Below are 17,378 nucleotides of genomic sequence, written 5' to 3'. Positions count from 1 at the left end.
ATGCCGCAGGGACCGCCGCAGGCGACTCGGGAACTCCCTCATTGGCCAGGTCGATCGATATGCCCTATTTGTCGGTAAGTGGAAGAATCGCTAGCGACCGGGCACCCGTCGAGCGTGCCCCCCCGACAGCGGACAGGCAGGTCGGCGAATGGCCAAGGAACGCAAGTCGTCGAAGCCGTCTCACGGCCGTGGGCCGAGCCGGCACGAGGGGACCGAGCAGCACGGCTGGTCCCCCGACGTCGACGAGACGCGACAGCAGGACAACCCCAGTGCCCGGCGCTCCTTCCGGGCCGAGGAGAACGCGCCCCGGCGCGGAGCGGGGCGCACCAAGTCCAAGGAGGAGCGCACCTCCGTCCCCGGTGACGTCGCCGGCAGTGAGGGGCGCAGTGGCGAGGACTACGCCGAGGAGTCGGAGAAGGGCATGCGGGACACCGGCCGCAGGGGCCGCTCCGGCCGGCCCAGCGGCACCAAGGACGACGACGCCTTCACCGGCGTCGACCCGAACGACTCCGAACCCGGACACCGCCCGGGCTGACGACCGGGCGCTCTCGAGGCGGCCGGACCACCGGCCGCCCGTCTCCGGATGCTCGCTTGTGGTTACTTGGGAACCGTAGGAGAGTGGTCGCCGACCGTGCAGAACGCATCTCGCCGACCGGGGAATCGCATAGGGACCAAGCAGTTCGGCGGCGCGCCCGAGGACGCGGACCTCAGGCGTGCCGACTCGCTCGCGCGGGAGATCTTCTCGGACGTCGCCAACAAGTGGGCGTTCCTGATCATCGAGGCTCTCGGCGCGGGCACGCTGCGCTTCAGCGAGTTGCGGACCAGGGTCGAGGGCGTCAGCCACAAGATGCTCACCCAGAACCTGCGCATGCTGGAGCGCAACGGGCTGGTCGACCGGAAGGTGCACGCCACCGTGCCGCCCCGGGTGGAGTACACCCTCACCGAGCCGGGCCAGGCCCTGCGAGCCACCGTCGACGGCATGTGCGGCTGGACCCACCAGTACCTCGGCCAGATCGAGTCCGCCCGCCGCCGCTTCGAGGTCTGACAGCCGCCGGCGTCACCGCCCGGTCGTGGTGATACGCCGGACGGCCTCAGCGGTCAGGGCGCGGTCATGGGGCTCGCGGGCCAGCGCGCGGTGGAGGATCAGGCCCTCGACGAGGGCGTCGAGCTGGCGGGCGGTGTCCGGGTCGAAGTGCTTCTCGAGGTGGAGGCGGCTGCGTCGCATCCACTCGTGGGTGAGTTCCCGGTAGGCGGGCCGGCGGGCGGCGAGCGTGTACAGCTCCTGGGTGAGGACGAGGTCCCGCCCGCTGCCTTCCGACAGGGTGTGGACGAGGTCCGTCACCGCCTCGCGCGCCTCGTCGCGGTCGGCCGGCGCGGCGAGATGGGCGTCGAAGACGGCGACGACGTGACCGGCGAACTGGCCGAACGCCTCCCGCAGCAGCTCTTCGATGCCGCCGAAGTGGTAGGTCATCGAGCCCAGCGGGACACCCGCGCGCGCGGCGATCTTCCGGTGCGAGACACCGGCGACCCCCTCCTCGGCGATGAGATCGAGGGTCGCGGCGACGATGCGTGCGCGGCGCTGCGGATCGGTGTGTCCGGTAGCCATGGCAGGGACCTTCAGAGGGTGCGGACCTGGCGGGCGGGGTTCCCGACGGCGACGACATCGGCGGGCACGTCCTTCGTGACCACCGCGCCCGCGCCGATCACGGAGTTGTCTCCGATGGTCACGCCGGGCAGGACGATCGCGCCACCGCCGAGCCACACGTTGTTCCCGATGGTGATCGGGCGGGCGGCCTCCAGCTTGTCGCGCCGGGGCCGCGGCTCCAGCGGGTGGGTGGGGGTGAGCAACTGGACGTTCGGCCCGATCTGGCAGTCCTCGCCGATGGTGACGGCCGCGACGTCCAGCGCGGTGAGGTTGTGGTTGACGAAGGTGCGCGCGCCGATCGTGATGTTGCTGCCGTAGTCGACGTACAGCGGCGGCCGTACGTGCACCCCCTCGCCCACGGAACCGAGCAGTTCGGCGAGGAGCGGCAGCGCCGCGTCGGCGTCCTCGGTGTAGGCGGCCTGGAAACGAGCGGCCAGGCGCACGGCTCGCTGCTGACGGCGGGCGATCTCGGGGTCGTCGGCGATGTAGAGGTCACCCGCCAGCATGCGTTCGAGGTTCGTCCGGGGGTCCTGTGCGAAGTAGTCCGTCGACATGCGTACGACCGTACACTTGGGCGCCCGACGATGTGTGTGGGCCACAGAGCCGTGTGAGAAGTGCGGTGTGGATACAGCCCCCGTGCGGGCGGCCAGACCGACGAACCGGTGGGGCCGCACCTGCAGTGGATGATCGCCTCGCCCGGGTGGTCGCGCGCCACCTGGCGCGCACCGCACTCAGTGTCCTCGGGCAGGGAGGTGCTCGCGGTCACACCCCGCGATGGTCATGGTCCGGGAAAATCTGCGCCGGTGAGATGCGTGCCGGCGTGCCCCGGCGCGATAGAAAGGGGCATGGCGGAGCGTGAGGAGCCCGTGAAGGGCATGGACGATGTGGACGCGGTCACCCGAGCGGTGCTCACCGCGTCACGGCTGCTGGTGGCGGTCTCCGCCCGGTCCCTCGCCCAGGTCGAGGAACGCGTCACACTCCCGCAGTTCCGCATGCTGATGGTGCTGTCCACCCGCGGCGCCACCAAGCTGGTGGCGCTCGCCGACCAGCTTCAGGTGTCCCCCTCGACGGCGATGCGGATGGTCGACCGGCTGATCGCGGCCGGGCTGGCCGACCGGCAGACCAATCCGGCCAACCGCCGCGAGACCCTCCTCCAGCTCACGGACGAAGGCCGGCGCACCGTAGCCTTCGTGACCGCGCGGCGCCGGGCCGAGATCGCGACGATCGTCCAGCGACTGGACCCGGACCAGCGCGCCGCGCTCGTCGCCGCGCTCACCGCCTTCAACGAGGCGGGCGGAGAACCCCTCGCGCCCGCACAGGGCGACCCGGGTCCGCACCCGCTCGGCTGGGAGGACCCCCCGGCCGAGCGGTACGGCGCCTGAGGCCGCCGTGCCGCGTCGTCGCCTCGGACAGGTCAGCCCACCTGCCCAGCGGGCGTCGGGCTCGGCGTCGGCGACGTGGTCTGCACATCGAGGTCGGGGCGCGGCTTGAGGGCCAGAATCGGGGAGCCCGGCTGGGGCGGAGGCGGGGTCAGCTGCTCCTTGGGCAGCTTCGGCGGCGCGGTCTGCTGGAACTGGACCTGCTCGTAGTTGACCATGCCGGTCTTCTCCAGCACCGTGATGTGGTCGAGGACGGTGTCGTTGGCCTGGTCGGCCAGCGCACGGACCAGCGTGTTCTTGGTGTTGGCGCGGATCTTGGCGATCGCCGGGAAGATCTGGCCGTGGGTCACGCGCATGATGTTGACCGCCGTGATGTCGAACTGGTTGCCCGTCTCCGAGTCCACGGTCGCCACGAACTGCTGCTGCTGCGGCGTCGCCTGGTTGGGCAGGGTGATGCCGAGTTCGGGGGCGATTCTGCGGCAGGTGGCGTCCAGTCCCGCGTGCCCGACGATGAGGTGCTCGCCGGCCTCCTTCATCTCCGGCGTCGTGCCCCGCGCCATGGCCATCTCCCCGAGCGGGTACTCCCACAGCCCCGCTGAGCGGACCTTGACGACGAAGTCACGATCGGCCTCGGTCAGCGGGCCGTAGGGCGTGTTCGCGATGATGCGGTCCGGAGAGCCGGCGGTGTTCTCGATCCCGAGCATGGCCGGGTACGCGAGGGCGGCGAGGGTCAGACCCAGCGCGCCGAACACGAAGATGCTTCCCAACTTGCTGGGTGAGACGGGCATGGGGCCTCCTGACGCGAGTGGCTGGTACGTCAGGAGGTACGGACGGGCGACCCGGATTCATCATTGCACTGGCCAAATTTTGCACGCTGCGACGTGTTCTGTGTCACAGGGTCGCGAAGGGGTTCGTGTCCTGGGCGCGCGACCCGGCGCCACCGTCCGTCAGGCCCGGCCGACGGTGTCCTGGTCGTCCAGCGGCTCGTGCGGTTCCAGGCCGGCGGACGACCCCGCCTTCCCGCCCGCCGACGCGGACCCGCGGCGGCGTCGGCGGGCGAGCCGTGAGGCGACAGGCTCGGTGTAGCGGGCGGTGAGCGGGCCGAGCATCACCAGGATCAGGACGTATGCGGTGGCCAGCGGGCCGAGGGAGGGCTCGATCCCCTCGGTGACGGCGAGCCCGGCGATGACGATGGAGAACTCGCCGCGAGCCACCAGCGTGCCGCCCGCCCGCCAGCGGCCCCTCGGGCCGACGCCCGTCCGTCGGGCCGCCCAGTAGCCGGTGGCGATCTTCGTCAGCGCGGTGACGGCGGCCAGGGCGAGGGCGGGCAGCAGGACGGGCGGGATGCTCGCCGGGTCGGTGTTGAGGCCGAAGAAGACGAAGAAGACGGCGGCGAACAGATCCCGCAACGGGGCGAGCAGGCTGTACGCGCCCTCGGCGACCTCGCCCGACAGCGCGATGCCGACCAGGAAGGCGCCCACCGCCGCGGACACCTGCACCTGCTGGGCGAGCCCGGCGATCAGCAGGGTCAGCCCGAGGACGACCAGCAGCAGCTTCTCCGGGTCGTCGCTGGAGACGAACCGCGAGATGACCCGGCCGTAGCGCACCGCGAGGACGAGGACGAGGGCGGCGGCGCCGAGCGCGATGGCCAGGGTGATGCCGCCGGCCGCCAGGCCTATGCCCGCCACCAGGGCTGTCAGGATGGGCAGGTAGACGGCCATGGAGAGGTCTTCGAGGACCAGGATGCTCAGCACGACGGGTGTCTCACGGTTTCCCAGCCGGCCCAGGTCGCCGAGGATCTTGGCGATCACGCCGGAGGACGAGATCCAGGTGACGCCCGCCAGGACGACGGCCGCGACCGGTCCCCAGCCGAGCAGCAGCGCCAGCGCGGCGCCCGGCAGGGCGTTGAGGGCGAAGTCGACCAAGCCGGCCGGGTAGTGGGACTTGAGGTTGGTGACGAGGTCGCTGGCCGTGTACTCCAGGCCGAGCATGAGCAGCAGCAGGATGACGCCGATCTCGGCCCCGACGGCGATGAACTCCTCGCTGGCCCCCAGCGGAAGCAGTCCGCCTCTCAGGAACACGGCCGAGGAGTGCACGGCGGCTCACTCCCGCCCGAGTGTGCCGGCGGCAGCCTCCACGCCTTCGCGGGTGCCGATCACGATCAGGGTGTCTCCGCCGGCCAGCCGGAAGTCCGGCGTGGGGGAGGGGATCGCCTCGGCCCGGCGCAGGACGGCCACGATCGAGGCGCCGGTCGTGGTGCGCAGCCGGGTCTCGCCGAGCAGCCGCCCGTTCCAGTGGGAAGTGCCGGACAGCTCGATCCGCTCGGCCACCAGGCCCAGGTCGGCGGGGGACAGCAGGTTCGGTGCGTGGTGCTCGGGCAGCAGCGCGTCCACGAGAGCGGCCGCCTCCTCGGCCGTGAGCCGCACGGACAGGGCGCAGTCGTCCGGGTCGTCCGTGCGGTACGTGCTGAAGGTGCGCTCCCCGTCGCGGTGCGCGACCACCGACAGGCGCCACTGGTCGTGAGTGGTCAGGTCGTACCGGACGCCGATCCCCGGCAGCGGCGTACTGCTCAGGCGTGTGGCAGCCATGGCGACCCCCTCTCGCGCGGGGCACCGACGGCGGCGACCGTGGGGAAGCGCCGTGGCATCCCGGTCCGGGCCTGTGAGAACCATTTTAGGCGCGGCGCTCCGCACAGGTCGGCGCCGTCACCGGCGGCGGCGGCGCGCCGCGCGGGGGTGATCTGCGATGCGCGTCGTTCGCCGGACGGCCGCGCCCCGCCGCGGCAGGACGGCGCCGCCCCTCTGTTCCTGGGCCCCTTCGCGCTCAACGGCCCGGAGCACGCGGTGACTTGGGGCCCGTCATCGGCACTGCCCGACGAGCGGGCACCAGGCGTCGGCCGCCCGATGCTGGGCGTGGTCGCGCGGGCCGCCGGTGTGGGCGAGGGCGCTGGGGGTTCGCCGGCCGGGTGCGGCCGGTCGCCGAGGACACCGTCGAAGACCTCGCGGCACCCGGCGCGAGGCCGGTGTGGGCGACCCAGGAACCGTCGAAGGCGAACGCCTTCGCCGCCACCCCCGTCCGCATGGGCTGCCGTGTCCGCGAACGGCTCGACTGCCTTCGGCGCGCCGCACCTCCTCTCGGCCGGACGCTCCGGATCGACCACCACAGCAGTGCCGTATCCGGTCGTGGACCGACGAGAGGCCTGAACAGCACCTGACGGCGGCGTCACCCGAGTCGCAGGACGTCGAGCGCCGTGAGTGCCGTGTGCAGTTCGGTGCGCTCCTCGCCTGATTCGAGGTCGCAGCCGAGGACCCGCTCGATGGTGCGCAGACGCTGGTAGACGGTCTCCCGGGACAGGTTGCCGCGGCGGGCGGTGGTGGTCTTGTTGCCTGCCGCGTCCAGGTAGTGGCGCAGGGTCGTCAGGAGATCGGTGCCGTGCCGGGTGTCGTGGTCGACGAGGGGGCCGAGCCGTCGTTCGGCGAAGTCCTGGACCCGGGTGTCCGCGCGGAGCGCGAACAGCAGATGGCGCAGGCCGACGTCGGACTGCTCGTGGAACGACCTGCCGTCGGGGAGCGGTCGGCCGGGCAGGGCCGCCTCGGCCACGCGGGCCGCCGCGCGGAAGGAGCGGGGGGCGTCGGCGAGACGGGTGACCTCCGGACCCACGCTCACCACCGCTTCGGGATGCGCCCCCAGCACGACACGGCTCAGCCGCTCGGCGGTGGGCCGCCACTGCTGTGCCGGCCGCAGGGCCAGCAGGACGCCGATCCGGCCGGGGGCCAGCGTGCCGACGAGGGCCGGCAGGCCGAGCGCCGTGAGTTCGTGGGACAGCCGGCTCTCCAGGCCGGCCTCGTCGCCCGCGGTCCCCCCGTCCGTCAGCACGGCCAGGTAGACGGCGCCCTCGGTGGGCAGCCCCAGTGCGGCGAAGCGGGCGCGGGCGTCCTCGGGGGAGTGGTGACGCTGCTCGGTGAGGTCGCGCAGGGCGCTGCGGTGCGCGGTGCGCTCCCAGGGGGTGGCGTGGATCAGGCGGGCGATGGTGAGGGCCATCGCCGTCCGCTCCAGGACGGTGACGTCCTCGGGCGAGAACGCCGGTGCCCCGCCGACGGCTGCCGGGCCCGGCGGGGGCGGCAGCATGGCGACGCGCCCCCACCGTTCGCCCTGGTACGCCACCGGCGTCACCAGCCAGCCCTCGGGCCCGCGCGTCCGCGGCTGATCGCCCGGGGGAGTCGACCGGGAGCGCTGCTCCCAGCCGGCCAGCACCTCCTCCACCGTGCTGCCGGAGGGCTCGCAGATCAGGGCCTGGTGCACCAGGTTCTCCAGGACGACCGTGCGACCGCTCATCTCCGCCGCCGCCCGCATGACGTCATCGGGCCCCGCGCCGCGCAGGGTCAGCGCGGTGAACGCCTCGTGGATGCGCTGGGTACGGCGCATCGCGTCCGCCTGGTTGCCGAGGATCAGGGCGTGCACGACCTGGGTGACCTCCAGGAAGTTGACGTCCCTGGCCAGGGTGACGAGCGGCATGTCCCGGGACCGGCAGGCCTGCACGAGGGCGTCGGGCGGCCGGTGGTAGCGCCGTACGAGTTCGATCACCAGGGCCGCGGCATCGACGTCGGCGAGTTCGTCGACGTAGCGGCGGATGCCCGCCGTGTCCTCGGGCAGCGGCATACCGGTGGTCAGGACGAGTTCGCCGCCCTTGAGGAAGGAGGCCGGGTCGGTGAGTTCGGTGATGTGCACCCAGCGCACCGGCCGGTCGAGGCGCGTGACGCCGGTGACGACCTGCGGCTGACCGGCCGCCAGCACCGGGAGCGCCAGGGCGTCGGCCACCGTGAGGGAGCGGCCGCTTCCCGACGCGCCGCCACCCGGCCGCGCTCCCTCGCCCGTCCCGTGCCCGTCCGGGGGCGGAGTCGGTCCGGCACTCTGGCTCATCCTGTCACCCTGCCCGTCCGGACACTCTGACAACCGGTGCTGACCTGTGCAAGAGCGGCCCCGGTGAGGCGCGCGAGGCCCAGGACCCCCTCATCCGCCCCCGCGCGGTTGACACAACGTCCGAACTCCGCGCCCGCACCGGACAGTTCAGGCATTGTCCGCGCCGGGGACGGACCGCGACGCTCGATACGTCGGAGCAGTCCGCAACGCATCGGCCGGGAGACGACCATGACCGCACTGTCGCCGCACCTTCGCCAGGCCACGCCCGTCACGGCCGTCCGGGGCGAGGGCGTCCACCTCTACGGCGAGGACGGCCGCCGCTATCTCGACTTCACCGCCGGCATCGGCGTCACCAGCACCGGGCACTGCCACCCCAGGGTCGTGGCGGCGGCGCGGGAGCAGGTGGGCACCCTCGTCCACGGCCAGTACACGACCGTCATGCACCGCCCGCTGCGGCAACTCGTCGACAGACTCGGCGAGGTGCTGCCCGAGGGCCTGGACAGCCTGTTCTTCACCAACTCCGGCAGCGAGGCCGTCGAGGCCGCGCTGCGGCTGGCCCGCCAGGCCACCGGCCGGCCCAACATCCTGGTCTGCCACGGCGGTTTCCACGGCCGTACGGTCGCCGCCGCCGCGATGACGACGTCCGGCATCCGCTTCCGCTCCGGTTTCTCGCCCCTGATGAGCGGTGTCGTCGTCACCCCGTTCCCGACGGCCTACCGCTACGGCTGGGACGAGCGGACCGCCACCGACTTCGCCCTGAAGGAGCTCGACCACACCCTCCAGACGATCTCCTCGCCGGCCGACACCGCCGCGGTCATCGTCGAACCCGTGCTCGGCGAGGGCGGATACGTGCCCGCGACCCGTGCCTTCCTGGAGGGCCTGCGGGAACGGGCCGACCGGCACGGCTTCCTGCTGGTCCTCGACGAGGTGCAGACCGGCGTCGGCCGCACCGGACGGTTCTGGGGCCACGACCACTTCGGCGTCACACCCGACATCCTCATCACCGCCAAGGGTCTGGCCAGCGGCTTCCCGCTGTCCGGCATCGCAGCCCCCGAGGAACTGATGCGGAAGGCGTGGCCGGGCTCGCAGGGCGGCACGTACGGCGCCAACGCCGTGGCCTGCGCGGCGGCCTGCGCCACCCTCGACGTCGTACGCGACGAGAAGCTCGTCGAGAACGCCGAGGCGATGGGCGTCCGGCTGCGCCAGGGCCTGGAGGAGGTGGCCGGGCGGACACCGGCCATCGGCGACGTACGGGGGCTCGGGCTGATGCTCGGCACCGAGTTCGTCACCGAGGACGGCGGCCCCGACCCCGACACGGCCGCCCGTGTGCAGCGGGCCGCCGTCGACGAGGGACTGCTCCTGCTGCTGTGCGGGGCCTGGAACCAGGTCGTGCGGATGATCCCGGCGCTCGTCGTCGACGAGACCGCGATCGACGAGGGCCTTCGGGCGTGGGCGGCGGCGGTGGAGGCCGGCACGTCCGCAGCGGCGCGGCGATGACCACGGCGCCGGGGGACCGGCTGGCCGCCCGTCTCGCCGAGAGCGCGCCCGGCCTGCTGGTCACCACCGGCCCGGGCGCCACCGGGCCGTACGCGTACGACGCCTCCAACTACCGCGTCCCACCTACGGCAGTGGCCTTCCCGCGCTCCGCCGACGACGTCCGCGCGGTGCTGCGGGCCTGCCGGGAGGCGGGTGTCCCGGTCACCGCGCGCGGCGGCGGCACCAGCATGGCGGGCAACGCCGTGGGACCCGGCGTGGTCCTGGACCTCTCCCGGTACATGCACCGGATCCTGGACATCGACCCGGTGGCGCGCACCGCCCGCGTCGAGGCCGGAGCCGTGCTCGACACCCTGCGTCACGCGGCCGGCGAGCACGGCCTCACCTTCGGCCCGGACCCGTCCTCGCACAGCCGCTGCACGCTGGGCGGCATGATCGGCAACGACGCGTGCGGCAACCGGTCGGTACGACACGGCCGGACCAGCGGTCACGTCGAGACCCTGGAGATCGTCACCGCCGACGGGCTGCGTGCCGTGGCCGACCACACCGGGCTGCACGCCACGGACCCCTCGGACGCCGGCGGGGTGGCCCGGCTGGAGGCGGACGTCCGGCGTCTGATCGATGCCCACCTCGCCCCGATCCGCACCGAACTGGGCCGCATCCCCCGCCAGGTCTCCGGCTACCCGCTGCACCGGCTGCTGCCGGAGAGCGGCTTCGACATGGCCCGCGCCCTCGTCGGAACCGAGGGCACCTGCGCCGTCGTCACGGCGGCGACCGTCCGCCTGGTGGAGACCGCACCGGCGTCCGCGCTCCTCACCATCGGCTACGACGACGTCGTCGACGCCGCCGAGGACGTCCCCGAGATCCTGCGCCGGTCGCCCACCGCGGTGGAGGGCATGGACGAGGCGATCGTCGCCACCATGCGCGCCCGCCGCGGCCCCGGCTCCGTCACCGGGCTCCCCGAGGGCCGCGCCTGGCTGTACGTCGAACTCGACGGCGACGACGAGGCGGCGGTCACCGCGCGAGCGGCCGAACTCCTCGACGCGCTCGAGGCCCGGGGCCGCATGACGGGCGGACGCGTCGTCGCGAGCGCGGCCGAGCGGCGCGCGCTGTGGCGGGTCCGCGAGGACGGCGCCGGACTGGCCGCCCGCCTGGTCGACGGCGGGGAGTCCTGGCCCGGCTGGGAGGACGCGGCGGTCGCCCCCGGCGATCTGGCGGCCTACCTGCGGGACTTCCGCGCGCTGCTCGCCTCGCACGCGCTGACCGGTGTGCTGTACGGCCACTTCGGCGCCGGCTGTGTCCATGTGCGCATCGACTTCGACCTGGCCACGGACGCCGGCCGCGCCGCCACCCGCCGCTTCCTGCGCGCCGCGGCCGAACTCGTCGTCGCCCACGGCGGCACGCTGTCCGGCGAGCACGGCGACGGACGGGCGCGCGGCGAGCTGCTGGAGGTCATGTACACCCCGCGGCTGATCCGGGCGTTCGCCGCCTTCAAGGAGATCTTCGATCCGGAGGGGCTGCTGAACCCGGGTGTCGTCGTGGCGCCCGCCCGGCTCGACGCCGACCTGGCCCTGCACCGGATTGGGCCTGTCGGTACCGAGTTCACCTTCCCGCACGACGAGGACGGCTTCGCGGGCGCGGTGCGCCGCTGCGTCGGGATCGGCCGCTGCCGCGGCGAGGCGGGCGGCGTGATGTGCCCCAGCTACCGGGCCACCGGCGTGGAGCAGCACTCCACCCGGGGCCGGGCCCGCCTGCTCCAGGAGATGCTGCGGGGGGAGACGGTCCCGGACGGCTGGCGCTCCGCCGAGGTCCTGGACGCCCTCGACCTGTGTCTGTCGTGCAAGGCGTGCGCCGCCGACTGCCCGGTGGGTGTCGACTTGGCGACGTACAAGGCGGAGTTCCTGCACCGGCACTACCGGGGCCGGCTCCGGCCCCGCGCGCACTACGCACTGGGCTGGCTGCCCCTGACCTCCGCCCTCGCCGGATACGCCGCCCGCCCGCTCAACGCGCTCCTGTGCGGGCCGTTGCGCGGGCCGCTCGCGCGGCTCGGGGGAGTCACGACCCGCCGGGCGATACCCGCCTTCGCCTCCCGGCGTGCCCTGCGCAAGGCCCTGCGCGCGGCGGAGACCGGTGCGCCCGCCAGGGCCGTCCTCTTCGTCGACAGCTTCACCCGCGCCTTCCGCCCGCAGGTGGCGGGAGCGGCGAGCCGCGTCCTGCGCGAGGCCGGCATCCCCTGCACGGCCCGCGACGGCCTGTGCTGCGGTCTGACCTGGGTCAGCACCGGCCAACTGGCCATGGCCCGCCGGGTCATGGCCCGCACCGTCGCCCGCCTCGACGCCGGCGACGAACTGCCGGTCGTCGTGGCCGAGCCCAGCTGCGCCGCCGCCCTGAAGAGCGACGTGCCCGAACTCCTCGGCACCGACGCCGCCCGGCGCGTCGCGGCCCGCGTCCACACCCTCACCGGTGCCCTGACCGACCTGGCCGCTCCGGACTGGACCCCACCGCCCCTGCCGGACCAGGTCCTCCTGCAGACGCACTGCCACGAGTACGCCACCTTCACCGGACGCCGCCCGCGCGACCTGCTCCGCCGGCTCGGCGCGGAGCTGGTCGACGAGGCCGAGGGCTGCTGCGGACTCGCCGGGAACTTCGGCTTCGAGGAACAGCACTACGACACCTCGCTCGCCGTCGCCGGCCTGGCCCTCGCACCACGCCTCGACGAACTCCCGGACGGCGGGCGCACCGTCGTCGTGGCCGACGGATTCAGCTGCGCCACCCAGATCGGCCACCTCGCCGGTGACCGAGGCGTCCACGCCGTCCATCTCGCGGAACTGCTCGACCCCGCCGCCGACCGACCAGGGGAGCCCTCATGACTCCGGACGTACGCAAGCAACTCCTGATCGGCGGCACCTGGCTGGATGCCGCCGACGGCGCCACCATGGCCGTCGACGACCCCGCCACCGGCGAGACCATCGCACACGTCGCCGACGCGGGCCCCAAGGACGCCCGGCTGGCCGAGGACGCCGCGGTGCGGGCGGAGCGGGAGTGGGCACACACGGCACCCAGGGCACGCAGCGAGATCCTGCGCCGCGCCTACGAGATCATCCTCGACCGCACCGACCAACTCGCCCGCCTGATGACCTCCGAGATGGGCAAGCCGCTGGCGGAGGCCAGGGGCGAGGTGGCGTACGCGGCGGAGTTCTTCCGCTGGTTCTCGGAGGAGGCCGTCCGCATCGACGGCGGCCACGGAACCCTTCCCGACGGCCGCAACCGCATGCTGCTCTCCCGCCGTCCGGTCGGCCCCTGCCTGCTGATCACCCCGTGGAACTTCCCCCTCGCCATGGGCACCCGCAAGATCGGACCCGCGATCGCGGCCGGCTGCACGATGGTGCTCAAGCCGGCGCCGCAGACCCCGCTCTCCAGCCTGGCCGTCGCCGCGATCCTCGAGGAGGCCGGACTGCCGGACGGCGTGCTGAACGTCGTGACCACCTCCCGGGCCGGTGAGGTGTGCGAGCCCCTGCTGCGTGGCGGACGCATCCGCAAGCTGTCCTTCACCGGCTCCACGCAGGTCGGGCGGCTGCTGCTCGCCCAGTGCGCCGACACCGTCGTACGCGCCTCGATGGAGCTGGGCGGGAACGCGCCGTTCCTCGTCTTCGAGGACGCGGACCTGGACGTGGCCGTGGAGGGCGCGCTCGTCGCCAAGATGCGCAACATGGGGGAGGCGTGCACCGCCGCCAACCGCTTCTTCGTCCACCGGTCGGTGGCGGGGGAGTTCGGGCAGCGGCTCGCCGCTCGGATGGGGGCGCTCGTCGTCGGCCCCGGCACCCAGGAGGGTGTGGACGTCGGCCCGCTCATCGACGCCGCCGGGCGCGCCAAGGTCGAGCAGCTGGTGGCCGACGCGGTGGAGCGCGGCGCCCGGGTGCTCGCCGGCGGCCGTACACCGGACGGGCCGGGCTGCTTCTACCCGCCGACCGTGCTCACGGACGTCTCCCCGGAGAGCCGCCTGATGGCCACGGAGATCTTCGGCCCGGTCGCGGCGATCCTCACCTTCGACGACGAGGACGAGGTGGTCCGCCGCGCCAACGACACGCCCTGGGGGCTCGTCGGTTACGTCTTCACCGAGGGCCTCGACCGTGCCCTGCGCGTGAGCGAACGCCTGGACGTGGGCATGGTGGGCCTCAACACCGGTCTCGTCTCCAACCCGGCGGCACCCTTCGGCGGGGTCAAGCAGTCCGGGCTGGGTCGGGAGGGCGGACGCGTGGGGATCGACGAGTTCCTGGAGTACCAGTACCTCGCGATGCCCGTGGCGCGGTGAGAGGCCGGGCGGAGCAGTGTCTGATCAGCCCTGCGGGGGTCGCTGCCCGGAGGACGGGGGAGGGGGCTCCTGACCGGTGGGTGTGACGGTCTCGCCCCGGATCACCCGGGGCGCGGCCCGCTCCCCGGCCGGTGCCCGCTGCTCGTTCGTCGCCCTGGCCTCCGCCTTCAGGATGCGCGCCGACTTGCCCGCCGAGCGGGCCAGTTCGGGAAGCTTCTTGGCGGCGACGGCGGCTATGACGACGATGAGAACGACGGCGAGTTCACTCAGTCCGAACATGCCTTGAATCTACAGCACTGTAGAAGAGTAGCGGGCGGGGAAGAGGTCCGGGTGTCCGTACGATGGACCGCCCGTGAAGTGCGTGGCAGCGGAAGGGAGACAGGGCGTGACGGATCACCGGGGTCCCCGGCGACGGGGGCAGGGCGAGCTGGAGGTGCAGGTCCTGGCCGCCCTGCGGGAGGCGGACGGACCCGCGACCGCCGGTTGGGTGCGCCAGCGGCTCGGTGGCGACCTCGCCTACACGACGGTGATCACGATCCTGACCCGGCTGCTGGCCAAGGGCGCGGTGACCCGTGAGCGCGCCGGGCGGTCGTTCGCCTGGACGCCGGCCTCCGACGGCGCGGGCCTCGCGGCCCGGAAGATGCGCAAGGTGCTGGACGCCGAGCAGGACCGCGAGGCGGTGCTCGCCAGCTTCGTCACCGCCCTCGAACCGGGGGACGAGCGGCTGCTGCGGGACCTGCTGGAGCGGGCGAAGGGCGAAGGGGAAGACTGAGGCCGCATGGGGGTGTTCGTCTTTCTGCCACTGGTGCTGCCGCTGACCGCGTGGCCGATCGCGCGGCTCGCCGAGCACCACCTCCACCCGCGCCTCGCCACCCGGCTGCTGACGGTGATGGGCGGCGTCATGGCCTCGTGCAGCACGCTGTGCCTGGGTCTGCTCATGGTGGTCGGCACCGCCCAACTGCCCGGCAATCCACTGCCGGACGGCTGGTCCGACCCGGAGGTCCGCGAGGCCGTCCCCTACGACGAGGTGGTCGGCAAGGCGGCCATCCCCGCGCTGCTGGCCGTCGCCGTGGCGTGCGGCGGCACGCTGTGGCGCCACCGGCGGACACGCCGCCGAGCGCACCGCGCCCTGGCCGGCCTGCCCACCACGAAGGTCGCGGTACTGCCCGACGACACGCCCTACGCGTACGCCCTGCCCGGCGGCGCCGACGAGCGGATCGTGGTCACCACGGCACTGCTGCGCGTTCTGCGCCCCGCCGAACGGCGCGCCCTGTTCGCCCACGAGCGGGCCCACCTGGCCGCACGTCATCACCGGTTGCTGCTCGTCGCCCAACTGGCCGCGCGGGCCAACCCCTTCCTGCGTCCGCTGCGCACGGCGGTGTCGTACACGACGGAGCGGTGGGCGGACGAGGAGGCGGCCCGCGAGGTGGGCGACCGCCGGACCGTGGCGCGCGCGATCGGCAGGGCGGCCCTGGTCCCATGGGATACGCGGCACCCCGCCCTCGCGGGCTTCGCCGCACCCGGTCCGGTGCCGCGCCGGGTCGCGGCGCTGCTGGGGCCCCCTCCCGCGACGCGCACCTGGCCCTCCGCGTTCACCGCGGTGGGGGTGGCCGCGTGGACGGCCGCCGCCGGGACGGCCGTCTCCGCGATGTCGTCCGCCAACTCCGCGGTGACGCTGGTCTTCATCCTGCACACGGCGACACCACTCTGACCCCTGCGGTCCGGCGACGATCAGGGCGGGGGCACCGCTCGCTCCGCCCGCCGCGTGGCGTTTCCGGCCGGGGGCGTCGCCGGTGCCGGGTGGACGGGGCGACCGCTGCCGCCGGCCGCCCGGCCGGGCTCCGTGACGGAACAACCGGGAGGGCCCGGACGTTCTCTACAAGCGAGTAGAAGCATAAAGTGGCCCATGGCGCCGCAGGCGGTGTCACGGCCCGCGGCGCGGGAAAGTCCGAAAACGCCGTGAACTCGCTGCGTGCGGGAGCTTGACCAGCCTGCTTTGCTTGTCCTTTACCATGGGGTCAGGGTGTCGACGCCCTCCCGAACCGACAGACCGAAAAGGAGCCAGGGACCCGCAATGGGTGAGCCTCCCAGTACCAGCCGTGCCAAGCCCCACCCACGCCACGACTGCGAGGGGACGGGGGTGGCACGGTGACCGAGGTCCTGCTGCTCCTGCTGGCCCTCCTCCTGACACTGGCCTGCGCGGTGTTCGTCGCCGCCGAGTTCTCCCTGACCACCGTCGAGCGCGGTGACCTGGAGCGGGCCGCCACCGCCGGCGAGCGTGGCGCGGAGGGCGCGCTGAAGGCCGTACGCCGCCTGACGGTCCAGCTCTCCGGCGCCCAGCTCGGCATCACCGTCACCTCCCTGGTGATCGGCATGCTCGCCGAGCCGTCGCTCGCGGTGCTGCTGCGCGGGCCGCTGGAGGCGATCGGCCTCGGCGGCGCCGCGTCCCCCGTCGCCACCGTGCTGGGCGTGGTCGTGTCCACCGTGGTGCTGATGGTGATCGGTGAGCTGGTGCCCAAGAACTGGGCGATCTCCCGCCCGCTGGCCGTCGCCAAGGTGGTGGCCGGCCCGCAGCGCGGCTTCACCGCCGCCTTCGGCCCGTTCATCCGCCACCTGAACAACACGGCGAACCGCTTCGTCCGCCGCGTGGGCCTGGAGCCCGCCGAGGAGCTGGCCTCCGCCCGCAGCCCCGAGGAGCTGGTGGCGCTCGCCCAGCACTCGGCCGCCGAGGGCGCCCTGGAGGCGGACTCCGCGGAACTCTTCGTACGGACCCTGCACCTCGGCGAGCTGACCGCGGAGAACGTCATGACGCCGCGGGTCGACGTCAAGGCCCTGGAAGCACGGGCCACCGCCGTGGACGCCGCGAACCTCACCCACGCCACCGGCCTGTCCCGGTTCCCGGTCTACCGCGCCGGGCTGGACGACGTCATCGGCACCGTCCACATCCGTGACGTGCTCGCGCTGCCGCCGGAGAAGCGCGCGGTCACACCGGTCACCGACCTGGCCACCGCGCCCCTGCTGGTGCCCGACAGCCTCACCGCCGACCGGCTCCTGGTGCGGCTGCGCGCCACCCGCACCATGGCCGTGGTCATCGACGAGTACGGCGGCACGGCGGGCGTGGCGACGATGGAGGACATCGTCGAGGAGGTCGTCGGCGAGGTCCGCGACGAGCACGACCCCGTCGAGGTGCCCGACCTGCTGCCCACCCCGCAGACCGCGGACGGCCGCGCCGCGTGGGAGGCGGACGGCTCCGTCCGTCTCGACCAGCTGGCCGGGATAGGCCTGACGGCCCCCGAGGGGCCGTACGAGACCGTGGCCGGCCTGGTCGCCAACCGCCTCGCGCGCATCCCCGCCAAGGGCGACGTCCTGGACCTGGACGACGGCTGGCACCTGGACGTCCTCGACGTCGAGCACCACCGCGCCGACCGCGTCCGCATCCTCGGGCCCGCACAGGTCCCGGCCCGGACGGCCGCGACGCAGGAGCCGAAGGGGGAGGTGTCCCGATGACCGTGCTGCAACTCGCGATCGGCGCTCTGACCCTGTTGACCAACGCCTTCTTCGTCGGCGCGGAGTTCGCCCTGATCTCCGTCCGGCGCAGCCAGATCGAGCCGCACGCCAAGGCCGGGAA

17 protein-coding genes are annotated in these 17,378 nt (G+C 73.5%); 10 read left to right on the top strand and 7 right to left on the bottom strand.

Annotation, left to right across the window (positions count from 1 at the left end; all coding sequences use genetic code 11):
• The first annotated feature begins 148 nt into the window (after positions 1 to 148).
• Together ACFV6X_RS17060 and ACFV6X_RS17055 are read left to right on the top strand one after the other, a co-directional pair.
• Entirely contained in the window at positions 149 to 535 is a 387-nt protein-coding gene (locus tag ACFV6X_RS17060) for a hypothetical protein (RefSeq protein ID WP_385383864.1), read from the top strand.
• 129 nt (positions 536 to 664) lie between these two features.
• Positions 665 to 1,045 (top strand): winged helix-turn-helix transcriptional regulator, encoded by a 381-nt coding sequence (locus ACFV6X_RS17055; protein WP_385384155.1) that lies wholly within the window; start codon positions 665 to 667, stop codon positions 1,043 to 1,045.
• Positions 1,046 to 1,057: 12 nt separating this feature from the next.
• Here ACFV6X_RS17055 and ACFV6X_RS17050 read toward each other — a convergent pair whose 3' ends face one another.
• Both ACFV6X_RS17050 and ACFV6X_RS17045 read right to left on the bottom strand, forming a co-directional pair.
• Positions 1,058 to 1,606, bottom strand: coding sequence for a TetR/AcrR family transcriptional regulator (locus ACFV6X_RS17050; protein ID WP_385383862.1), 549 nt, complete (start codon positions 1,604 to 1,606; stop codon positions 1,058 to 1,060).
• Between the two features lie 11 nt (positions 1,607 to 1,617).
• Entirely contained in the window at positions 1,618 to 2,199 is a 582-nt protein-coding gene (locus ACFV6X_RS17045) for a sugar O-acetyltransferase (RefSeq protein WP_385383859.1), read from the bottom strand.
• 291 nt (positions 2,200 to 2,490) lie between these two features.
• Here ACFV6X_RS17045 and ACFV6X_RS17040 point away from each other — a divergent pair, with 291 nt between their 5' ends.
• On the top strand, positions 2,491 to 3,027 hold the full coding sequence (locus ACFV6X_RS17040) for a MarR family winged helix-turn-helix transcriptional regulator (protein WP_385383856.1): 537 nt from the start codon (positions 2,491 to 2,493) through the stop codon (positions 3,025 to 3,027).
• A gap of 32 nt (positions 3,028 to 3,059) precedes the next feature.
• Here ACFV6X_RS17040 and ACFV6X_RS17035 read toward each other — a convergent pair whose 3' ends face one another.
• The 3 genes from ACFV6X_RS17035 to ACFV6X_RS17025 form a co-directional block, all read right to left on the bottom strand.
• Complete coding sequence (locus tag ACFV6X_RS17035) at positions 3,060 to 3,812, bottom strand: DUF4142 domain-containing protein (protein ID WP_385383853.1); 753 nt, start codon at positions 3,810 to 3,812, stop codon at positions 3,060 to 3,062.
• Positions 3,813 to 3,971: 159 nt separating this feature from the next.
• Positions 3,972 to 5,120 carry a cation:proton antiporter gene (locus ACFV6X_RS17030; RefSeq protein ID WP_385383850.1) on the bottom strand — a complete coding sequence of 383 codons (1,149 nt, stop codon included), beginning with the start codon at positions 5,118 to 5,120 and terminating at the stop codon, positions 3,972 to 3,974.
• A gap of 6 nt (positions 5,121 to 5,126) precedes the next feature.
• Entirely contained in the window at positions 5,127 to 5,612 is a 486-nt protein-coding gene (locus tag ACFV6X_RS17025) for a cation:proton antiporter regulatory subunit (protein WP_385383847.1), read from the bottom strand.
• A gap of 491 nt (positions 5,613 to 6,103) precedes the next feature.
• On the opposite strand from ACFV6X_RS17025, the gene ACFV6X_RS17020 reads away from it, so the two are divergent.
• Positions 6,104 to 6,238 (top strand): short-chain fatty acyl-CoA regulator family protein, encoded by a 135-nt coding sequence (locus tag ACFV6X_RS17020; RefSeq protein WP_385384152.1) that lies wholly within the window; start codon positions 6,104 to 6,106, stop codon positions 6,236 to 6,238.
• A gap of 8 nt (positions 6,239 to 6,246) precedes the next feature.
• Here ACFV6X_RS17020 and ACFV6X_RS17015 read toward each other — a convergent pair whose 3' ends face one another.
• Entirely contained in the window at positions 6,247 to 7,944 is a 1,698-nt protein-coding gene (locus ACFV6X_RS17015) for a PucR family transcriptional regulator (protein WP_385383844.1), read from the bottom strand.
• A 228-nt stretch (positions 7,945 to 8,172) separates the two neighbouring features.
• Here ACFV6X_RS17015 and ACFV6X_RS17010 point away from each other — a divergent pair, with 228 nt between their 5' ends.
• Genes ACFV6X_RS17010 through ACFV6X_RS17000 form a run of 3 tightly spaced genes read left to right on the top strand, consistent with a single transcriptional unit; the run spans position 8,173 to position 13,750 of the window.
• Positions 8,173 to 9,441 carry an aspartate aminotransferase family protein gene (locus ACFV6X_RS17010; protein WP_385383842.1) on the top strand — a complete coding sequence of 423 codons (1,269 nt, stop codon included), beginning with the start codon at positions 8,173 to 8,175 and terminating at the stop codon, positions 9,439 to 9,441.
• Positions 9,438 to 12,308 carry an FAD-binding and (Fe-S)-binding domain-containing protein gene (locus ACFV6X_RS17005; protein ID WP_385383839.1) on the top strand — a complete coding sequence of 957 codons (2,871 nt, stop codon included), beginning with the start codon at positions 9,438 to 9,440 and terminating at the stop codon, positions 12,306 to 12,308. Before ACFV6X_RS17010 ends, ACFV6X_RS17005 begins: the two co-directional genes overlap by 4 nt.
• Entirely contained in the window at positions 12,305 to 13,750 is a 1,446-nt protein-coding gene (locus ACFV6X_RS17000) for an NAD-dependent succinate-semialdehyde dehydrogenase (RefSeq protein ID WP_385383836.1), read from the top strand. Before ACFV6X_RS17005 ends, ACFV6X_RS17000 begins: the two co-directional genes overlap by 4 nt.
• 24 nt (positions 13,751 to 13,774) lie before the next feature.
• On the opposite strand, the gene ACFV6X_RS16995 is transcribed toward ACFV6X_RS17000, so the two are convergent.
• A complete protein-coding gene (locus ACFV6X_RS16995; protein ID WP_385383833.1) occupies positions 13,775 to 14,029 on the bottom strand; it encodes a twin-arginine translocase TatA/TatE family subunit in 255 nt (84 codons plus the stop codon).
• 106 nt (positions 14,030 to 14,135) lie between these two features.
• On the opposite strand from ACFV6X_RS16995, the gene ACFV6X_RS16990 reads away from it, so the two are divergent.
• The 3 genes from ACFV6X_RS16990 to ACFV6X_RS16980 all read left to right on the top strand — a co-directional run bounded on the left by ACFV6X_RS16990 (position 14,136) and on the right by ACFV6X_RS16980 (position 17,257).
• Positions 14,136 to 14,522, top strand: a complete 387-nt coding sequence (locus ACFV6X_RS16990; protein WP_385383830.1) for a BlaI/MecI/CopY family transcriptional regulator — start codon at positions 14,136 to 14,138, stop codon at positions 14,520 to 14,522.
• A gap of 6 nt (positions 14,523 to 14,528) precedes the next feature.
• Complete coding sequence (locus tag ACFV6X_RS16985; RefSeq protein ID WP_385383827.1) at positions 14,529 to 15,461, top strand: M56 family metallopeptidase; 933 nt, start codon at positions 14,529 to 14,531, stop codon at positions 15,459 to 15,461.
• Between the two features lie 437 nt (positions 15,462 to 15,898).
• Positions 15,899 to 17,257 carry a hemolysin family protein gene (locus tag ACFV6X_RS16980; RefSeq protein WP_385383824.1) on the top strand — a complete coding sequence of 453 codons (1,359 nt, stop codon included), beginning with the start codon at positions 15,899 to 15,901 and terminating at the stop codon, positions 17,255 to 17,257.
• Positions 17,258 to 17,378 lie beyond the last annotated feature (121 nt).

Source organism: Streptomyces sp. NPDC059861 (assembly GCF_042731435.1).
In the GTDB taxonomy this organism is placed as follows: Bacteria; Actinomycetota; Actinomycetes; order Streptomycetales; family Streptomycetaceae; genus Streptomyces.
This window is presented reverse-complemented; position numbering and strand designations above follow the sequence as displayed.